Origin of the sequence: Actinospica durhamensis, from assembly GCF_018139695.1 — a bacterium.
Taxonomy (GTDB): domain Bacteria; phylum Actinomycetota; class Actinomycetes; order Streptomycetales; family Catenulisporaceae; genus Actinospica; species Actinospica durhamensis.
In genome coordinates this window covers 1-16640 of the sequence record NZ_JAGSOG010000066.1, presented here as the reverse complement: position 1 = coordinate 16640, position 16640 = coordinate 1, and the positions used below count along the sequence as shown (strand labels likewise).

The 16640-nt window shown below is 70.8% G+C and carries 17 protein-coding genes; 6 read left to right on the top strand and 11 right to left on the bottom strand.

From position 1 onward, the window contains the following. The first annotated feature begins 55 nt into the window (after window positions 1-55). From KDL01_RS15495 to KDL01_RS15485, 3 genes are all read left to right on the top strand, one after another. Window positions 56-2665, top strand: a complete 2610-nt coding sequence (locus KDL01_RS15495) for a right-handed parallel beta-helix repeat-containing protein (RefSeq protein WP_212529195.1) — start codon at window positions 56-58, stop codon at window positions 2663-2665. A gap of 196 nt (window positions 2666-2861) precedes the next feature. After that, window positions 2862-5015 carry an ATP-binding protein gene (locus KDL01_RS15490; protein WP_212529194.1) on the top strand — a complete coding sequence of 718 codons (2154 nt, stop codon included), beginning with the start codon at window positions 2862-2864 and terminating at the stop codon, window positions 5013-5015. Window positions 5016-5099: 84 nt separating this feature from the next. Then, window positions 5100-5864 (top strand): glycosyltransferase family 2 protein, encoded by a 765-nt coding sequence (locus KDL01_RS15485; protein ID WP_212529193.1) that lies wholly within the window; start codon window positions 5100-5102, stop codon window positions 5862-5864. Here KDL01_RS15485 and KDL01_RS15480 read toward each other — a convergent pair. The 4 genes from KDL01_RS15480 to KDL01_RS15465 form a co-directional block, all read right to left on the bottom strand. Continuing rightward, window positions 5840-6112, bottom strand: coding sequence for a hypothetical protein (locus KDL01_RS15480; RefSeq protein ID WP_212529192.1), 273 nt, complete (start codon window positions 6110-6112; stop codon window positions 5840-5842). The genes KDL01_RS15485 and KDL01_RS15480 overlap by 25 nt on opposite strands. 64 nt (window positions 6113-6176) lie before the next feature. Further along, entirely contained in the window at window positions 6177-8114 is a 1938-nt protein-coding gene (locus tag KDL01_RS15475; protein WP_212529191.1) for a tetratricopeptide repeat protein, read from the bottom strand. 47 nt (window positions 8115-8161) lie between these two features. After that, window positions 8162-8638 carry a hypothetical protein gene (locus KDL01_RS15470; protein WP_212529190.1) on the bottom strand — a complete coding sequence of 159 codons (477 nt, stop codon included), beginning with the start codon at window positions 8636-8638 and terminating at the stop codon, window positions 8162-8164. A gap of 132 nt (window positions 8639-8770) precedes the next feature. Then, complete coding sequence (locus KDL01_RS15465; protein ID WP_212529189.1) at window positions 8771-9520, bottom strand: SDR family NAD(P)-dependent oxidoreductase; 750 nt, start codon at window positions 9518-9520, stop codon at window positions 8771-8773. A 103-nt stretch (window positions 9521-9623) separates the two neighbouring features. On the opposite strand from KDL01_RS15465, the gene KDL01_RS15460 reads away from it, so the two are divergent. Both KDL01_RS15460 and KDL01_RS15455 read left to right on the top strand, forming a co-directional pair. After that, the gene (locus KDL01_RS15460; protein WP_246576488.1) at window positions 9624-10067 is read left to right on the top strand and encodes a winged helix-turn-helix transcriptional regulator; all 444 of its coding nucleotides are present in this window, start codon (window positions 9624-9626) and stop codon (window positions 10065-10067) included. A 4-nt stretch (window positions 10068-10071) separates the two neighbouring features. After that, on the top strand, window positions 10072-10683 hold the full coding sequence (locus tag KDL01_RS15455) for a TetR/AcrR family transcriptional regulator (protein ID WP_212529187.1): 612 nt from the start codon (window positions 10072-10074) through the stop codon (window positions 10681-10683). 101 nt (window positions 10684-10784) lie between these two features. Here KDL01_RS15455 and KDL01_RS15450 read toward each other — a convergent pair whose 3' ends face one another. Both KDL01_RS15450 and KDL01_RS15445 read right to left on the bottom strand, forming a co-directional pair. Beyond that, window positions 10785-11009 (bottom strand): hypothetical protein, encoded by a 225-nt coding sequence (locus tag KDL01_RS15450; protein ID WP_212529186.1) that lies wholly within the window; start codon window positions 11007-11009, stop codon window positions 10785-10787. 364 nt (window positions 11010-11373) lie between these two features. After that, complete coding sequence (locus KDL01_RS15445; RefSeq protein WP_212529185.1) at window positions 11374-11592, bottom strand: hypothetical protein; 219 nt, start codon at window positions 11590-11592, stop codon at window positions 11374-11376. Window positions 11593-11768: 176 nt separating this feature from the next. Between KDL01_RS15445 and KDL01_RS15440 the strand changes: the two genes are divergently transcribed. Further along, window positions 11769-12098, top strand: coding sequence for a helix-turn-helix domain-containing protein (locus KDL01_RS15440; RefSeq protein WP_212529184.1), 330 nt, complete (start codon window positions 11769-11771; stop codon window positions 12096-12098). 210 nt (window positions 12099-12308) lie between these two features. Here KDL01_RS15440 and KDL01_RS15435 read toward each other — a convergent pair whose 3' ends face one another. The 5 genes from KDL01_RS15435 to KDL01_RS15415 form a co-directional block, all read right to left on the bottom strand. Next, entirely contained in the window at window positions 12309-12905 is a 597-nt protein-coding gene (locus KDL01_RS15435; RefSeq protein ID WP_212529183.1) for a hypothetical protein, read from the bottom strand. Window positions 12906-13375: 470 nt separating this feature from the next. Continuing rightward, window positions 13376-13678 (bottom strand): hypothetical protein, encoded by a 303-nt coding sequence (locus KDL01_RS15430; protein ID WP_212529182.1) that lies wholly within the window; start codon window positions 13676-13678, stop codon window positions 13376-13378. Continuing rightward, a complete protein-coding gene (locus KDL01_RS15425) occupies window positions 13671-14330 on the bottom strand; it encodes a hypothetical protein (protein WP_212529181.1) in 660 nt (219 codons plus the stop codon). The genes KDL01_RS15430 and KDL01_RS15425 overlap by 8 nt, the downstream gene beginning before the upstream one ends. Window positions 14331-14781: 451 nt before the next feature. Beyond that, window positions 14782-15297, bottom strand: coding sequence for a hypothetical protein (locus tag KDL01_RS15420; protein WP_212529180.1), 516 nt, complete (start codon window positions 15295-15297; stop codon window positions 14782-14784). 526 nt (window positions 15298-15823) lie between these two features. Continuing rightward, window positions 15824-16507, bottom strand: coding sequence for a hypothetical protein (locus KDL01_RS15415; RefSeq protein ID WP_212529179.1), 684 nt, complete (start codon window positions 16505-16507; stop codon window positions 15824-15826). Window positions 16508-16640: the final 133 nt, after the last annotated feature.

Sequence of the window (16640 nt, the reverse complement as noted above, 5' to 3'; positions counted from 1 at the left end):
GGAGTATCCCACTGCTGATATACCTGTCGCGTTCATGAACTTGGGGAGGGTTCTGATGCCGCACAGTCGCCGCGCCGCCACGGCCGCGCTGGCCATGGCAGTGGGAATGAGCACCGCCGTCGCCACGGCGCACGCGGACGCCTCGAACATGCTGTACGTCGAGCAGTCGGTGAGCACCTGCACCGACTCCGGCACGGGTACTCAAGCCGCGCCGTTCTGCTCGATCACCGCCGCGGCGAAGGCCGTGGCCCCCGGCGACACCGTCGAGATCGCCACGGGCGACTACCTCGGCGCCCTGGACATCACGGCCCAGGGCACGGCTGCCGCGCCCATCACCTTCGAGGCGCTCGGCTCTGTCATGATCCTCAACGCCGGCGGCCAGACTGGCCCGTCGCTCAGCTTCGACGGCGCCTCCTACGTGACCTTCGAGGGCAACACAGGGGTCGACTACCCGAACGTGCAGCACTTCCTCACCGCCGGTGTGGCCGTGCGCGACTCCTCGCACGTGACGGTGGACGGACTCGACAGCGAGGTCTCGGCCGCGCAGCCGGACGCCATGGTCGTCTCCGGCGCGTCCAGCGACATCGTGGTCACCCGGGACGATCTGCCCAACATCACCGTCGGCCCCGGCGGCAACGGGGACGTCATCTCCACGAACGTCCTCGCCCCGGCCGCCGCGCCCTACGGCATCTCGGTCTCCGGCTCCACGAACACCGACATCACCTCGAACTCGGTGGTCCAGGTCCCGGCGTCCACCGACACGATCGACGTGACCGACGGCTCGACCGGGACGAACATCCAGAACAACATCATCGCCTACCCTGCCACGGCCGCCTCCGGCGGAGCCGAGATCGCAGTGGACTCCTCGTCGACTTCTGGGTCCGTGCTGGACTACAACGTCGCCTACCCCGTGTACTCCACCAGCACGACGGGCGCGTTCGCGCAGCCCGCCTACTCCTGGGCGGACACCACGTACGCCGACGCGGCCGCGCTCTACCAGGCCACCGGCCAGGGACAGCACGATCTGAACACCAACCCGCGCATCGCCGGCCAGTACACGGCCACCCAGGTCTACGGCCCGCAGGTCAGCTCGGCCAACAGCGCGGCACCCGGCATGCTCCCCACCGACATCTACGGCCAGTCCTGCGCGATCGACCCGACCGTCGCGGTCTCGGGGACCGGCACGCCCGACTACTGTGCGCGGGGCGCGGCCCAGCCGCAGTTCGTCACGAACTTCACGCCCACCATCGCCGACACCCAGTCCGCGCTCGGCGTCGAGGTCGGCAGCGGCGTGACCCAGTATGTGATCGACAGTCCGGAGACCACCAAGGTCGCGGTCGTCGGCCTGGCGATTCCCGCGGTCTCCTACACGATCGACTGGGGCGACGGGCAGAGCCAGACGGTTCAGGCCTCGAGCTCGGCCGCCGTCACCCCGACGCAGCACACGTATGCCGCGGCCGGCACCTACACGGTCACGGACACCATCCACTACACCGACGGCACCAGCAGCACCGTCACCAAGTCCGTCACCACCGCCGGATCTGACTACACGCCGTACGGCCCGGCCAGGCTCCTCGACACCCGCAAGGGCATCGGCGCGCCCAAGGCCGAGGTCGCGACCGGTTCGCAGGTCTCGCTGAAGGTCGCCGGGGTCGGCACCATCCCGGCCGGCGTCACGGCCGTCGCGGTCAACCTGACCGTGACCGACACCACCGCGAACGGCTACCTCAGCGCCGACGGCACCGCCACCTCCACGCTGAACTACCTCAAGGGCCAGACCGTCGCCAACAGCGCGATCGTGCCGGTCGCCGCGGACGGCACCATCCAGATCTCCAACGAGGGCAACGCGGGCGGCACCGCCGACGTGATCGCCGACGTGACCGGCTACTTCACCCAGACCACCTCGGCGCAGTACGGCTCGGTGCCGCTTGACCGGATCCTGGACACCCGGCACGGCGTCGGCGCCGCGCAGCAGCAGGTTCCCGGCGACGGCGGCATCCCGGTGACCGTGGCCGGCCTCGACGGCATTCCGGCCGGGGTCAGCGCGGTGGCCGTGCACGTCACGGTCGTGAACACCGCGGGCAACGGCTGGATCGCCGCGGAGCCCGACGGCGCCGGCACGCCCACGACCTCGATCCTGAACTACCTCAAGGGCCAGACCGTCTCCAACACCGTCATCGTGCCGGTCGCCAAGGACGGCAAGATCGAGCTCTACAACGGCGGCACCACGACCCCGGCCGACCTGCTCGCAGACGTCTCCGGGTACTTCTCCGCCGCCGCGCCCGACGCGTACGTGCCGGTCGCCCCGACCCGGGTGTGGGACAGTCGGCACATCTCGGGCGGCGCCGTCCCCGGCAACGGGACCGCGGCGGTCGAGCTGGAGGGCGGCGACGGGTCCGTCGCGGTCAGCCCGTACCCGGCGAGCGCGACCCTCGTCGCGAACGTCACCGTCACCGACACCGAGGGCAACGGCTACCTCGCCGTCTACCCGGCCGGAACGACCCGTCCCGGTATCTCCACCCTGAACTACCTCAAGGGCCAGACCGTGGCCGTCGCGTCGATGCTCGGCACCGCCGGCGCCGCCCAGAAGGCCACCGTCTACAACCAGTCGACCGGCTCGACCGACGTCATCTTCGACGTCTTCGGGTACTTCGACAACGAGTGAGCGAGGCCGGGGCGGCCGCGGACCCGAGGTCTGCGGCCGCCCTTCGCCGTTCTCGGACTCGTTCTCGGACCTCTGTCTCCGCCGCGCGATACCCCCCGGTGTGCACTGTGGCGTAGCCTCGGCACAGAGGCCTCGTCACAGAGGCCTGTGAACGCGGGCGGGCGGGGCTTCGAGGGCCCCGACGGCGAGGGAGCGCATGGCCACCAGCGAGACGCACAACGATTTCCACGGCTCCGCCGACACCGTCGTCCAGACGGGTGCGGTCAGCGGCGGAGTGCACACGCACCACCACGTCCACGCCTCCGCCCTGGCCGGCCTGGTGCCGCGGCAGCTGCCGGTCGACACCGTGCACTTCACCAACCGCGAGAAGGAGATCGCCCGGCTCGACTCCTGGCTCAAGGCCCCGCGCGGCCAGGCCTCGCACGTCAGCCTCGTCGTCGGGGTGGGCGGAGTCGGCAAGACCTCGCTGGCCGCACACTGGGCGCACCAGGTCAGCGAGCAGTTCCCCGACGGGAACCTGTACGTGGACCTGCACGGATACCACAATGAGCGCTCACTCACCGCCGAAGACGCCCTCGAACGCCTGCTGCGCTCGTTCGACATACCGGCCGAACGCATACCCCCGGGCCTGGACGACCGGGTCTCGCTCTACCGCTCCCTGCTGCACGACAAGCACATCCTGCTCCTGCTCGACAACGCCTCCACCGTCGACCAGATCCGCCCGCTGCTGCCCGGCTCCCCGACCTGCCGGACACTCGTCACGAGCCGCAGCGCCATGCCGGGCCTGGTGATCCGCGAAGGCGTCAAGCCGCTGTCGATCTCCCTGCTCACCCCGACGCACGCGGCCGAACTGATCGGCAGAGTGGCCGGGCACGAGCGGGTCGAGCGCGAGCCCGACGCGGCCGCGGCCCTCACCCGCTACTGCGGCTACCTGCCGCTGGCCCTGTGTATCGCGGCCGAACGGCTGGCCTCCCACCCCGGGCTGCTGCTCGAGGACCTGGTCGAGGAACTGGCCGAGGAACGCGACCGGCTGGACACGCTGAGCACGGACGGCGACGACTCCTCCACCGTCCGCGTGGTCTTCTCCTGGTCCTACCGCGTCCTGCCGGAGAACGAGGCGCGGATGTTCCGGCTGCTCGGCCTGCCCTCCGGACCGGACGTCACCGCCGCGTCCGCCGCCGTGCTGTTCGACACCACGCTCGGCCGGGCCAGGCGGATGCTCGAGGCCCTGGTGCGCGCGCACCTGCTCGCCGAGCCCACGCCCGGGCGCTACACGCTGCACGACCTGCTGCGGGTCTACGCGGCCGAGTGCGCGCAGGCCGACGAGCCCGCAGAGCAGCGCGCCGCCGCACTGCGCCGGCTGTTCGCCTGGTACGCCCACGGCGTCGGCCGCGCCGCGGCGGTCATCGCCCCCGGATTCACCAGCATCCCGGTCCAGCTGCCCGAGCCGCACGCCGAGGTCCCGGCCTTCCCGGACCGCAACGCCGCGCTGCGCTGGTGCGACACGGAACGGGAGAACCTGGTCGCCGCGGTCCGCCGGGCCGGCGCCATCGGCGAACACGAACTCGCCTGGCAGCTGCCGGTGGTCATGTTCGGCTTCTTCATCGGCCGCCGTCCGCTCGCGGACTGGGTCGAGACGCACGACATCGCCCTCGCCTCGGCGCGCCGGCTCGGCAACCGCCTGGCCGAGGCCTGGCTGCTCACCAGCAGCGGCATCGCCCACCGGGACCTGCGCCGCTACGACGCCGCGATCTCCTGCCTGGAACAGGCGATCACCGCCTGGCGCGAGGTCGGGGAGCAGTGGCGCTGGGCCGAGGCCTGGGCGCTGCGCGACCTCGGCGGCGTCTACCACGAGCTGGGCCGCGCGGCCGAGGCCGTCGAGACGCTGGAGAACGCGCTCGCCGTGCACGTCGCGGAGAACGACGCCTGGGGCGAGGCCACCGCGTCGAGCATGCTCGCGGGCGCGTATCAGAGCGACGGCCGCCTGGACGACGCCCTGCGCTCTCTGCGCCGCGCCCTCGAGATCCGGCAGCAGGAAGGGGATGTGCGCAACGTCGGCCGCGTCCTGACCGAGTTCGGCACGCTCTACGCCGCGCTCGGGGAGCACGGCCAGGCCATCGAAGCCCTCGAACAGGCCCTCGAGATCCACACCGAGCTCGACAGCTGGCACGGCGAGGCCGTCACCCGCGAACACCTCGGCAAGGTCTACCTCCAGCTGGGCCGGCACGGCGCGGCCACCGAGCAGTGGCACCGGGCGATCGAGCTGTTCGACCGCCTCGGCGACCCGCGCAGCGAGGACCTCGCGGCCCGGCTGAGCGAGGCTTCGAGGCCTCGGGAACACGAGGGATGACAGCATCGTGAGTCGCGTGCCCGGCCCGGTGGTAGGACCTAGGGTGGAATGCGTCACGACACGTCCGACCGCCGGGGGTCCGCCATGAGCCTGCTGTCCGTCGTCACGGCCGTCTACGAGCCCGAGCCGGAATACCTGCTGGCCGCGTACGAATCCCTCGACAGCCAGCACCTGCCGGCGGGCTGGGAGTGGGAGTGGCTGGTCCAGGAGGACGGCCGGACCGGCGCGGCGGCCTCGATCCTCCCGGCGGACGAGCGCATCAAGCTCGGCTACGGGCGGCACAACGGCGTGGCCATCACCCGCAACCTGGCCCTGGCCGCCTCGGGCGGGTCGCTCGTGAAGAACCTCGACCAGGACGACATCCTCAGCCCCGGTGTGCTGGCCCGGGACATCGCGGTGCTCGGCGAGGACGGGCTGCCCGAGGTCCACTGGACCGTCTCCCGGGCGCTGGACCTGCTGCCCGACGGCTCGACCGCCGCGGTGGCCGGGGACCCGCCCGACGGCCGCCTGCCGCGCGGCTTCGTCCCCGACCGCTGGCGCGCCGCGGCCTACCGCCTTCCCGTCCACCCGGCCACGATGTGCCTGCGCAGAAACCTGATCACGGCACTCGGCGGATGGATGGCCGTCCCCGGCTCCGACGACACCGGCCTGCTCATCGCCGCAGGCACCCTGACCGTCGGCTACTTCCACGCCGAGCCAGGCCTGCTCTACCGCAAGTGGCCCGGCCAGGAGTCAGGCCAGGCCCGGCACACCGAGCCGGTCGAGTGGAACGCCCGGATGAGCCTGATCGACGAGAGAGCCAGGGCTCTGGAACAGCTCTGGGCTCAGCAGTCGGTACCCGCGAGCTGATCCGCCGCGGGGCGCCGACGAGCCGCGATCCCGGCCAGCACGGGAGAGATGATCAGGGCGAACGCGGGTATCCCCAGGATCCGCTGGTGATGCTCACTGGCGTAGATGCCCAGCATCATCCCCACCGGGATCAGCGGCAGCAGGGCGAGCAGCCAACGCTCGCCCTTCCGGTACCGCACGACCCCGAGGGTCAACACCAGCAGGCTGACGAGGATCGCGGCGATGATGTCGAACCGTGAGAAGTGCACCGCCGCATGATGACAGGCCACGGATTCGCCGTCCATAGCCCCTGATGAAGCCGTGGCCTGTCATCTAGCGGTCGTCGGCCAGTCGGGTCCAGTGAGCCAGGTTCCGTCGGGCGCCGCGGGTGTAGGGATGTTCCGAGCCCAGTACCCGCTCGTAGAAAGGCACGAGCCCCTCCATCATGGCGAGAGCCGCGGCCGCGTCCCCCGCCATACCGGTCGAGTAGCTGATGTTGTGCAGGACGGCCAGCGTCTCGGGGTGCTCGGGGCCCAGGATCCGCTCGCTGAACGGCAGAAGCTCGGTGAGCATGTCGCGTGCCGTGGCCGGGTCGCCCGCCTCCCCGGTCCAATAGGCGAGGCTGTTGCGGACGGCCAGTGTGTCGGGGTGTTCGGGGCCCAGCGTTCGCTCGCGCAGCGGCACGAGGTCGACGAGCATGTCGCGCGCGGCGGTCGCGTCCCCGGCGGCCCCGGTCCAGTACGCGAGGTTGTGCCGGGACATCAGCGTCTCGGTGTGTTCGGCGCCGAGAACCCGTTCGCGGACCGGTACGAGCTCCGCGAACATGTCGCGTGCCGTGGCCGGGTCCCCCGCCTCCCCGGTCAGCCGGGCGAACTCCTGCCGGGCGATCAGCGTATAGGCGTGCTCGGCACCGTGAAGGCGCTCGCTGATCGGCAGGAGCTGCGCGAACATGTCGCGTGCCGTGACCGAGTCGCCTGCTTCTCCGGTCCAGTACGCGAGGTTGTGCCGGGCATCGAGCGTCTCGATGTGTTCGGGGCCGAACGCGTCCTCGCGGGCCTGCGCGACGGTCAGGCTCCAGGTGCGGGCGGTGGCGTAGTCACCGCTGTAGCCCAGCGCCGAGGCCAGGCGCCACAGATGGTGCCCGCGGGGGTCGACGACCAGCGCCGCGTGGGGCAGCAGCAGTCGGCTGATCGGCCACGTCGAGCGCAACCTGGCGTCTTCCGGCACGGCGTGCTCGACCAGAGCCGTAGCCGTCCTGAGCCACGCATCCCGCTGTGGCGGGGGGATCTGGTCGCGGGCGACGGCCTGCACCAGCCGGTGGACGCTGAAGACCTCGCTCGGAGGACCGATCAGACTCAGCCGCCGCAGTCCCGCCACCGCGTCGTCCAACGCCAGCGGCTCGGTGCACAACGCGCGCACCTGGTCCAACACCTCGTCATCGCGGCCGTCGTCCGGCAGTGCGAGATCCTCGGGCAACAGCGTGCGGAACGGGATGTCCTCCGGGGCGAGGAACGCGGCGATGCGCAGCAGGACCGACGATCCCGGGCTGTCGGTCTCGAGTTCCGCCAACGCGAGCGACAAGGTGGCCGCCACCGGCTTGCCGTGCGCGGACGGGGCGCCGCGTTCGAGCAGCGCGCGGTGGTTGGCCCGCAACAGTTCCCGGTACTGCGCCAGGCTGCGCCCGGTCGTCTCGACGAAGGCCGCCGCCTGCTCCAACGCCAGCGGTAGCAGCCCGAGCTCCTGCGCGATCGCGTGGGCCGAGGCCGCGTCGGTGGACATGGTGCGATCCAGCAGGAATCCTGCCGCGGTCTGCGCGTCGAGCGTGGAGACCTCCATCGCCTGCTCGCGCGGCCAGAGCCCGTCCTGGGTGGTGACCAGCACGTGCCCGGAGCCCTTGGCCGGCAGCCAACTGCGCGCCGCGGCATGGTCCTTGACGTTGTCGAACACCAGCAGCCACCGCCCCGGGTACGCGGCGAGCACCGCGTGCACCGCCGATACCGGGCTCGCGCCTTCCGGCACGCCGAGCAGCTGGGCCAGTTCGTGGAACTGCGTCAGCAGATCAGTGGCCTGCTCGGCGTGGAAGAACCACACGATCCGGTAGTCGGCCAGGTGCCGGTACGCGTACTCCAGGGCGGCGGTCGTCTTGCCCATCCCGCCCAATCCGCACAAGGCCACCACGCTCACGCCGCGTACGTCTGAGAGCCGCGCCCGCAGGTCCGTCAGCAGCCGCTCGCGCCCGGCGACGCGGCTCGGACGCGGATCGAGGTGCACCGGATCGCCCGAGGCGATCCGCCGCTGAAGCAGGGTGCCGGGCCCGGTCAGGCCCCATCCGGACCCGGCACCGAAGGGTTTCCGAAGTGCAGATCCCCCTGCACCGTCATCGATCCGGCCGCGAGCGAGCCGCGGTCCGCCCTCACGTTCACGTCCCGCCCCGCCACCGTCCCGCCGCCCGCCGGGCCCGCTTCACGCCGCGCCGCCTGGATCCGGCGCACGAGTTCCTCCAGCGCGGCACCGAAGTCCGCGTCGTTCTCCGCCGCGTCCTCGATCGCCAGGGCCACCCGCGTCTGCGTGCGCGACGAGGGCTCTGTGCCCTGATCCGCCTCCTCGCGCAGCCTCACCAGCGACGGCTCCTCGGGCAGCTTGCCCGCCACCAGTTCGTGCAGCTTGCCCCCGAACCGGTCGACCGCGGCGTCGATGGCCTCGTCCACCTGGCCGTCCGCCCGATGCGCGGCCCGCCCGCCCTTGCGCGCGAGCCACGCGAACAGGTACCCGACCGCCAATTCCGCACCGAACACGCTGTACCCCCACCCGGGACAAACGAAATCACGATGCTGCGAGAGTAGCCCGGCGACCGGCCCGGCGCACCGGAAACACGCCGTCCGGCCCCGGCTCCGGACGGGGCCGGACGCGGCCGGGCTGGAGAGTGGTCAGCGCATACCGCCGGAGGCGAGGATCACGTCCCCGGTGATCCAGCGCGCGTCGTCGGAAGCCAGGAAGGCCACCAGCGGGCCGTAGTCGTCCGGGGTTCCGGTACGGCCCAGCGGGGTCGCGGCGATCGCCTGCGCCTCCTGGTCCGATCCGGCGTATCCCATGGCCCTGGTGCCCTCGGTGTCGGACGGTCCGGGCATGATCGCGTTGACCCGGATACCGCGCGGGCCCAGCTCCTTGGCCGCGACGATGGTGAACGCGTTGACAGCACTCTTAGACGCGACGTAGAGCGCGGTGTACGGCGGGTGGCTGACGGTGCCGGCCGTCGAGACGTTGATGATCGACGCGGCGCCGATGTCCTCCTGCGCGGCCAAGGACTGCGTGGTCAGGATCGTGCCCAGCAGGTTCGTGGTCATCTCGCGCTGGAACTCGTCCTCGGTGATGCCCGAGAGCGGTGCGAAGGCGGCCACGGCCGCGTTGTTCACGAGCACCTCGACCGGCCCGTAGGCCTCCCGCGCCCGCGCGAACAGCCGACGTACGTCGTCGCCGTCGGCCACGTCCGCCTGGACCGCGATCGCCCGGCCGCCCTTGGCGGTGATATCCGCCACGACCCGCTCGGCGCCCCGCGCATCCGCCCGGTAGTTGACCACGACGGCCGCGCCGGACTCGGCCAGCGCCTTGGCGATCCCCGCGCCGAGGCCCTTCGACGCGCCCGTGACGATGGCCGTACGTGCGTTGTTGCTGCTCACAGTGACTCCTTGAACGTCAGTGCCGGTGGAACTCGCCGGAACTCACCGTAGGAGAGCTGATTACCAGCAGGAAGTACGTACTTTTTCGTAAGCTGGTGTCGTGATGGAAACAGAGCAGCTCGCGACGGCCACCCGGCTCCTGGCCTATGACACCTTCGACAACAGGTGCCCGCTCAGGCCGATCATGGACCAGACGACGAGCCGCTGGGCGACGCTGATCATCTCGGCCCTCGTCGCCGGACCGCACCGCTTCGCGCAGCTGCACGCGCGCGTCGGCGGCATCAGCCAGAAGATGCTGTCGCAGAATCTCAAGGCCCTGGCCCGGGCCGGCCTCGTCACCCGCAGTGTCGCGCCCACCAACCCGCCCCAGGTCACCTACAGCCTGACGGAGCTCGGGGTGAGCCTGGCCGGCCCGCTGACCGACCTCATCGGCTGGTTCGGCCGGCACGGAGACGAGCTGCTCGCGGCGCAGAAGCACTACGACGGCCTCGGCGAGGACGGGTCCGAGGACCGTTCTGGGGACCGCTCCGAAACCCGGGAGGCGTGAGCGCGTGTCCGGACGCAAGCAGTTCGACGTCGATGTCGCCCTCGGGCAGGCGATGACGGCGTTCTGGGAGCGCGGCTTCGCCGCCACCTCCCTCGACGTACTCAGCGCCGCGACCGGCTTGGGACGCGGCAGCCTGTACGGCACCTACGGCAGCAAGGACGGCCTGTTCCGGCAGGCGCTCCAGCGCTACGCGGACCACTACGGGGCTCGCTACGACGCCGCACTTGAGGCACAGGCAGGCGAGCCGGTGGCCGCCGTCAGGGCGTTCTTCGCCGTGACGCTCGCCCGCATCGTCGACCCCGATGTCCCGACCGGCTGCCTGCTCGCCCAATCCGCGGCGGAGGCGGCGATCTTGAGCGCCGAGAGCCGAGACTTCGTGCAGGCGCAGCTGCGTCGCCAGAATCAGCGCGTACGCACCGCGCTGGTGGCAGGCGGGCTTGCGCGTAAGGAGGCTGAGGAGCTCACCAGCCTCGTCGTCGCCGTCAACCAGTCGCTCGCGGTGCTCAGCCGCAGCGGCACGTCGCCCAGGGAGCTGCGCACCGTGGTCCGCGCGACCTGTACGGCGGTGCAGAACGTGGCGGAGAAGCTCGCGGCCGAAGGGCTTGCGCCCGCCTGATCGCGTTCGGCCGGCCGTCGTCCCGAAAAGCCGAGGGCCGTTCTCCAGAACTGGAGAACGGCCTTCTCTGCCGCACTTCGCGGTCGGCGGCCGGTACCGGACTAGCTGGAGAAGATGGTGAGCACCGCCCCATCGATCTCGATTCGCCTGTTGCGGCAGGTGTCGCCCCGCCGCAGCGCATCCAGGCAGCGCTCGAACAGCTTCAGTTCCGTCGGATCGAGCACGGCCGTCGCGAGGTCGAGGACCTGTTTAAGGTTCTCGTCGGTCAGCTCGGTGGGCAGTTCGCCCGAGAGGAGCAGGACCGATTCCCCAGTGTGTTTGCGCACGACAGCGGTGGTGGAGCCACCTCGGACAACCAACACCTGCGACCCCCTTGATGAGTTCGAGCGGCGAGGTTTGTCTGATGGTGCGCTAGGCGTCCCACCGCCGCGGCAAACTTTGATTGTAGCGGGTCTCATGTCATCTCGTGCCGTATTGTCCGATGACGTTCCGCCTGGTGTGGTTCTACAGCGGTTTGCCGATGAGTCTTCTGACGCTAACGCGTGCGTCATCGTTGTCTTTGCCTGCCTTGGTCGGCTTTTCGATGCATCGTGCGTCCGACGTCACCGGACGGTGCCCGCCCCGCTGCGTCGGCCCGCCGCGGTGAAGAAGGTAAGCCGCGGCGGGCCGGCGCAGCGGGGCGGGCCGGCGCTACTGGGTGATGCTGATGGACTGAACGGCCTCGCTGGCCGCGGTGGCGCCGAAGGACTGGTAGTTCACCGCCGTGGACAGGTTGGTGGCGTCCACGTGCGCGACGTGCTTCGTGACGTTGATGTTCTTGGTGAAGTTGAACTTCAGCGTGCTCAGGGCCTCGCGGCCGGGCAGCAGTTCGGCCGACTCGGCTTCGAGTTCGTCGACGGTGATGCTCATGGGGCTCTCCTTGCCGCGACAGCGTCGCTAGGCGTCTATTCTGGAGGAACGAATCGTCCGGTTGGGACGAACGAACACTAGCGGCGCAACATCAGCACACGCAAAGCGACACGCCCATCCTCCAAGGCTTGAGAGGTACTGCCATGGCCGAGGTGTCCCACCCTCTCCGAACTCTGATGCGTGAGCGGTTGGAGGAGAAGCGCTGGTCCTACGGGGATGTGGCGCGGCGTGGAGGGATTTCGAAGTCGACGGTGCATCATCTGGCCACGGCCGAACGTCCGGCCCAGATGCCGCAGCCGACGACGCTGCAGGGCCTGGCGCGGGGGCTGGGGCTGCCGCTGGACCTGGTGCGGCGCGCGGCCGCGCAGTCGTGTGGGATCTACGTGTACGAGCCGGCGCCGGAGCCCGAGGTGGACATGCTGATCGCGAGTCTCCAGCAGCTCTCGGCACGGGACCGCGGGCACGTCGCAGCGCTCGTCGAATCCCTGTTGGCGGGCGACGAGTAAGCGCTCGGGGCCCGGCGCGTACGCCGGGCCCCGAGTCCCACAGGTTCATGATCGATTGTTCCCGAAGACGCTGCCGCCCCCGCCGGCCGACGTGCGCGGCGACCGGCGGGAGGGCTGCGGCCTTCCGCAGCGGCCTGCTGGAGACGGGCTTGGCTTCCCGGTCGGTCCTACCGGGTCTGGCCGCCCGTTCTGGCTCGCTGCGGTCGATTTCTAGCGGCGTCGCCCGTGGCCGCCCTGGTCGTGCCGGTAGTCGCGCTGGTTGTGGTCGTCGCCGCGGGAGTGCCTGTCGCCGCCTCGGAAGTCGTGGTCGCCGATGTAGGAGGTGTCCTGCCTGTAGATGCGCGTGCGGTCGGGCGGGCAGTCGCGCCGGTCGTCGACGACCGGGTGCACGGTGTAGTCGATCGTGGAGAAGCCGTCCTCGCGGTTGCGGTCGGGCGGGCAGTCGCGCCGGTCGTTCTGCACGACCTGGACGGGGTAGGAGCGTTCGTCGACGACGCGGACATCCCGGTCTCCGCCGGCCAGCGGCCACGTGCCGTGGTCCTCGTTGCCCAGGCCGCGCACACGGTCGGGCGAACAGCCGCACGGATCCCCGTATCCGGGCCGGCCGCCGAACTCGTCGTTCAGCGTGGGCTGAACGGTGAAGGAGCGCCAGCTGTCGTTGCCGTTCATCCGATCCGGGGCATAGGCCGCGGCGTGATAGGTCTGGTGCGGGGAGTAGGCGTCCGCCTGGGCGGGCGCGGCGATGGCTCCCACCGAGAGGCCGACGGCGGCCGTGAACAGCGCGCCGGCTGCGATACGTCGAGGCATGGATTCTTTCACAGGTGTTCCGTTCTCTTCGTGCAATGGTGTCCATGAAGTGAGGCATGCCCGCTCTGGGGTATGTCAGCATGGAATATACCCATCGTCCTTGAATTTCCGGATACAAATCTCACCCGGCGTTGGATTTTCACCTATCTGCACCATCCGTCGCGAAGCATTCATTTCGCACTCCTCGCTCCGCTTCACGGATATGCGTTGATGAAATATCCGTTCCGGCCACAACCTACTACGTGAGGTATCGCCGCAGGCCAGACCCCATCTGTCGAGTTTCTATTTCACGTCGCGTCACCTGTCATGCCAGTGTTCATTTGTTCAATTCGTCCGCGCTGTCCGACGCGGGGCACGGGTGATCTTCCACCCGCTCATGAGTGTCCGAGTGTCGGCGTCGGCAGAGTGGGGATTCAGGGGACGTGCACGGCCGGAATGCCTCGGCGCCCCAGGGAGAGGCGCCGGGGCGCTCATGCGCGCGGCCGCCGGTGCGCGCGATTGCCGACCGCGGCGCTCACCGTCACCGTCATGGCAGCCAGCAGCGCGCCGAGGCCGCCGGTCATGACGGTGCGCCGGTATCGACGGGTCCGTGCCACGTGGCGGATCCGGATGAGCCCGGCGGCCTGTGGGCCCCCCGCGCCGATCCGCGCCACCGCGCCGTGCAGCGCGGCGGCGAGTTCGACGGGTCCGTAGTCCGATGCGTGGCCAGGGCGTTCCACGGCAGGCGCCGCGCAACTCGGCGGCATCGGCGCGGACGTGAGGTTCCTACGCATCGCGCGCTCCCTCCGACGAGCCCGTCGGACCGCGGCCCCCGCGGAGGGCTTGCGTCGAGAAGCCCGGCAGCCGCCGCGGTGTGTGGCGGTGGCGTGGCAGGTACCTGACGGTGTCCTGCGGCCCGGGGTCGGGGTGGCCCTCGGTGCCGACCGTCGGCGGCGGCGGTGGCGGCGCGGCGAGGATGTCGTCGCAGATGCGCGTGACGAGCGGAGACACGGCCGCGGTGACCGGGCGGGAGAGCCCGGTCCCGGGCTGGAAGACACACCCGTGCGTCGCGTAGACGATCAGCTGGTTCGGCAGGATGCCGAGAGCGGCGCCGAGTTCGAGCGCGAGACCGAGCGGCTCGCCGCGCCGCATGTCCTCGGGCAGGTGGTCGATCGCGTCCTGCGCGCCGGTGGCATAGGCGCAGCGGTATGTGTATCCGTGCGGCCGGCCGCCGGACCGAGCCGTGCCGATCGTCACGACGTTGGTGTGCCCCTGCCACGCTTCGAGGATGCCGAAGAGGGTGGGGCTGCAGGCGTGGAATCCGACCACGCCGACCAGTTCGGGCCGACGGATGAGCCGGTTGAGCACCGACAGGCCGAACTCGTCGTCTCCGTGTCCCGGATCACCCACGCCCAACACGGTCCACGTGACGGGCCCCGCGCTCATGCCGCGGACCTGTCCGTCAGCGCACCGATGGGCGCAGAGGGAGCCGGGCGGCTCCGGCGCCGCGCTACCCGCACGCCCGCCGCGAGAGCGCGTGCTGCCGGCAGTCCACGCGATACCACCTCACCGCCCACCGGCATCCGGTTCGCCGCACGTCCCCGCAGGCGCATCTCCACATCCAGCTCTGCTCCGGGATTATTCGATGCATCGTCTTCGCCGTCGTCGGGGCCGCTGGGCGTCAGCACGTCCCCGGTCCGGCAGTCGTGAGCGATGGGCGGATGCGACTCGACATCGGTTTCCCCTCCGGTCGTGCGTGCAATGGAAAGCTCTCGCCTGTCTGAGACTTCTCGTCGGCGCGGCTTCGGATCAGGGTCGAACGGGACCGTACGGTCGGGACCAAGGTCCCTGTGCGCCCGGCGGGAAGGGAAGATCCGGATCGCCTGCGGCATCGCCGTCAACCCCGGGAGACGAGGACGACGGCGAGGCTGACGAGGGCGCTGAGCAGCAGCCAGACCAGGATCGCCGTCGCGCGCCGCCGCTCGCGCTGGTTCTCGGCCGCTAGGGCGAGCGCGGAGAAGAGCAGCTCGACGTCCTCGCGCAGCGGCGGCGGGGAGAGGGCTTCGACCGCCGCCCGCATGGTCGGCCGGTCCGGCCGCCGCAGCCACCCGCCGAGCCGCAGGGCGCGGAAGCGGTCCGAGGCCAGCAACTGCCCGGCCAGCTGACGCGGCGTCACGGTGCAGGATTTGGGGATGGGGTAGGGCGCGTCCTGCAGCAGCAGCCGGGTGTGGAAGCACTCGGAATGGGCCGGCTGGCGGGGCCAGTCGCGCACCACCTGCTCCAGGACCGCGGTGATCTCCCCGCGGGTGTCCCTGGTCGAACGCGCCGGACCGACGGGCGCGTTCGGGGGGACGGTGATCCGGTGTGACGGTTGCGGCCGCGGAACACGGCCGTTCGTTCCATAAGACAGCACTTTTACACCTCTGGTCGTGTTTCACGCCTCTGGTCGTGGAGCCGAGATCGCGTCCCGCGTACGTGTCCACAGCGCGGCGACACGGTGTGCCGCACCGCTCTTCGGTGCGCCGTGTTGGGCACGGTGCCGCGCCTGCGGCCGGTTCGCGGCCGAGGCCGAGGCCGGGGCCGGAATCGGGGTTGGAGCCGGGGCCGCGGCAGGGGTCGCGGCAGGGGCCGTCGATGGCGGCGGAGCATCGGTGGGACACGGGATCTCGGCCTCTGGCCCGTCGTCGGCCTTCGGCCCGGGATCGGGAGAGAAGGCCACGGGGATGGAGAGCACACTCGATTGGCGCCTGCACGCTTGCATGCCCTGCCCGCAGGCCGGGGACGCGCCGTCGTCTGCGATCACTGTCGCTTCCGTGGGGTGAGGAGTGAGGAGCCGAGCCTTACCGGATGAAGGAGCGCGGGAGCCCGCTGCGACGGATGGGGTCCGTCGCAGCGGCGGCTCGAGCGTCGAGGTGGACGAGTGTGGAACGGGGTCGGGCTCAGCCCTGGTGGAACACGCGGTGCATGGTCACCAGGGGGTCCTCGGACCTCGGCGCGGCCGGCGCGTGACCGGTCGAGGCCGCCGCGGCCGCGGCCCGCAGCACGGCGGTCACCTGCGCGGCCAGGGCGTCGGCATCGGCCTGGATCTGCGCGATGGGCGCATTCGAGGAGCTCAGGGCGTCGAGCTCGTCGCGGATGTGCTGGAGCTGCACCTGGACGTGCGGGCTGAGCGTGAACGCGACGGGCGTGGAGACGATGAACTGGTACGCGCCGGCGAGGGTCTGGCAGCCGTCGCAGTGCACGTTCTCGGCGTTGCTGAGATTCAGGGCATTGAGGTGCACCTGCTCGCCCGCCATGGTCACGATCTGGAAGGACAGGGCGATCGAGCGGCACGGGGAGCGGTCCGAACAGCCGATGGACTCCGCCTCGGCCTGGTTGCGGGCGCTGGCGGCGAGGACCTCGCCGTACTGGTGCACGTCGAACGAGGCGCTGAACACCTCCCGGTGGCCGGGGTTCGCCAGGGTGTGCGCGCCGTCGTCCGCGACGCCGACGCCCGCGAAGGCCTGGGCGGCGGCGGTGGTCAGGGCGAGCGTGCCGAGGCACGCGGAGGCCAGTACCCCATAGCGCAGCACGCCGTTGTGCGTGGGCCGGGCTCGGTGTCGCGGGGTCGTCTTGGTCTTCATGACGGATGCTCCTTGCTGATTGTGTTCGGTTCGGTCTGCGGGGTCGGGGAGTCAGGTGCCGGTGGCGCTCGGGCTGGCCGGAGGCGTCGTCGCCGGCGCGCTCGGTGTGCTCGAGGCGGGCGGGGGCGAGGAC

What these genes read in the sequence shown, in the direction of transcription:
- KDL01_RS15495 (WP_212529195.1), top strand. Translation starts at nt 56, where the DNA reads ATGCCGCACAGTCGCCGCGCCGCCACGGCCGCGCTGGCCATGGCAGTG.
- KDL01_RS15425 (WP_212529181.1), bottom strand. Translation starts at nt 14,330, where the DNA reads ATGAGCGCGGGGCCCGTCACGTGGACCGTGTTGGGCGTGGGTGATCCG.
- KDL01_RS15435 (WP_212529183.1), bottom strand. Translation starts at nt 12,905, where the DNA reads ATGCCTCGACGTATCGCAGCCGGCGCGCTGTTCACGGCCGCCGTCGGC.
- KDL01_RS15460 (WP_246576488.1), top strand. Translation starts at nt 9,624, where the DNA reads ATGGAAACAGAGCAGCTCGCGACGGCCACCCGGCTCCTGGCCTATGAC.
- KDL01_RS15445 (WP_212529185.1), bottom strand. Translation starts at nt 11,592, where the DNA reads ATGAGCATCACCGTCGACGAACTCGAAGCCGAGTCGGCCGAACTGCTG.
- KDL01_RS15415 (WP_212529179.1), bottom strand. Translation starts at nt 16,507, where the DNA reads ATGAAGACCAAGACGACCCCGCGACACCGAGCCCGGCCCACGCACAAC.
- KDL01_RS15430 (WP_212529182.1), bottom strand. Translation starts at nt 13,678, where the DNA reads ATGCGTAGGAACCTCACGTCCGCGCCGATGCCGCCGAGTTGCGCGGCG.
- KDL01_RS15485 (WP_212529193.1), top strand. Translation starts at nt 5,100, where the DNA reads ATGAGCCTGCTGTCCGTCGTCACGGCCGTCTACGAGCCCGAGCCGGAA.
- KDL01_RS15440 (WP_212529184.1), top strand. Translation starts at nt 11,769, where the DNA reads ATGCGTGAGCGGTTGGAGGAGAAGCGCTGGTCCTACGGGGATGTGGCG.
- KDL01_RS15490 (WP_212529194.1), top strand. Translation starts at nt 2,862, where the DNA reads ATGGCCACCAGCGAGACGCACAACGATTTCCACGGCTCCGCCGACACC.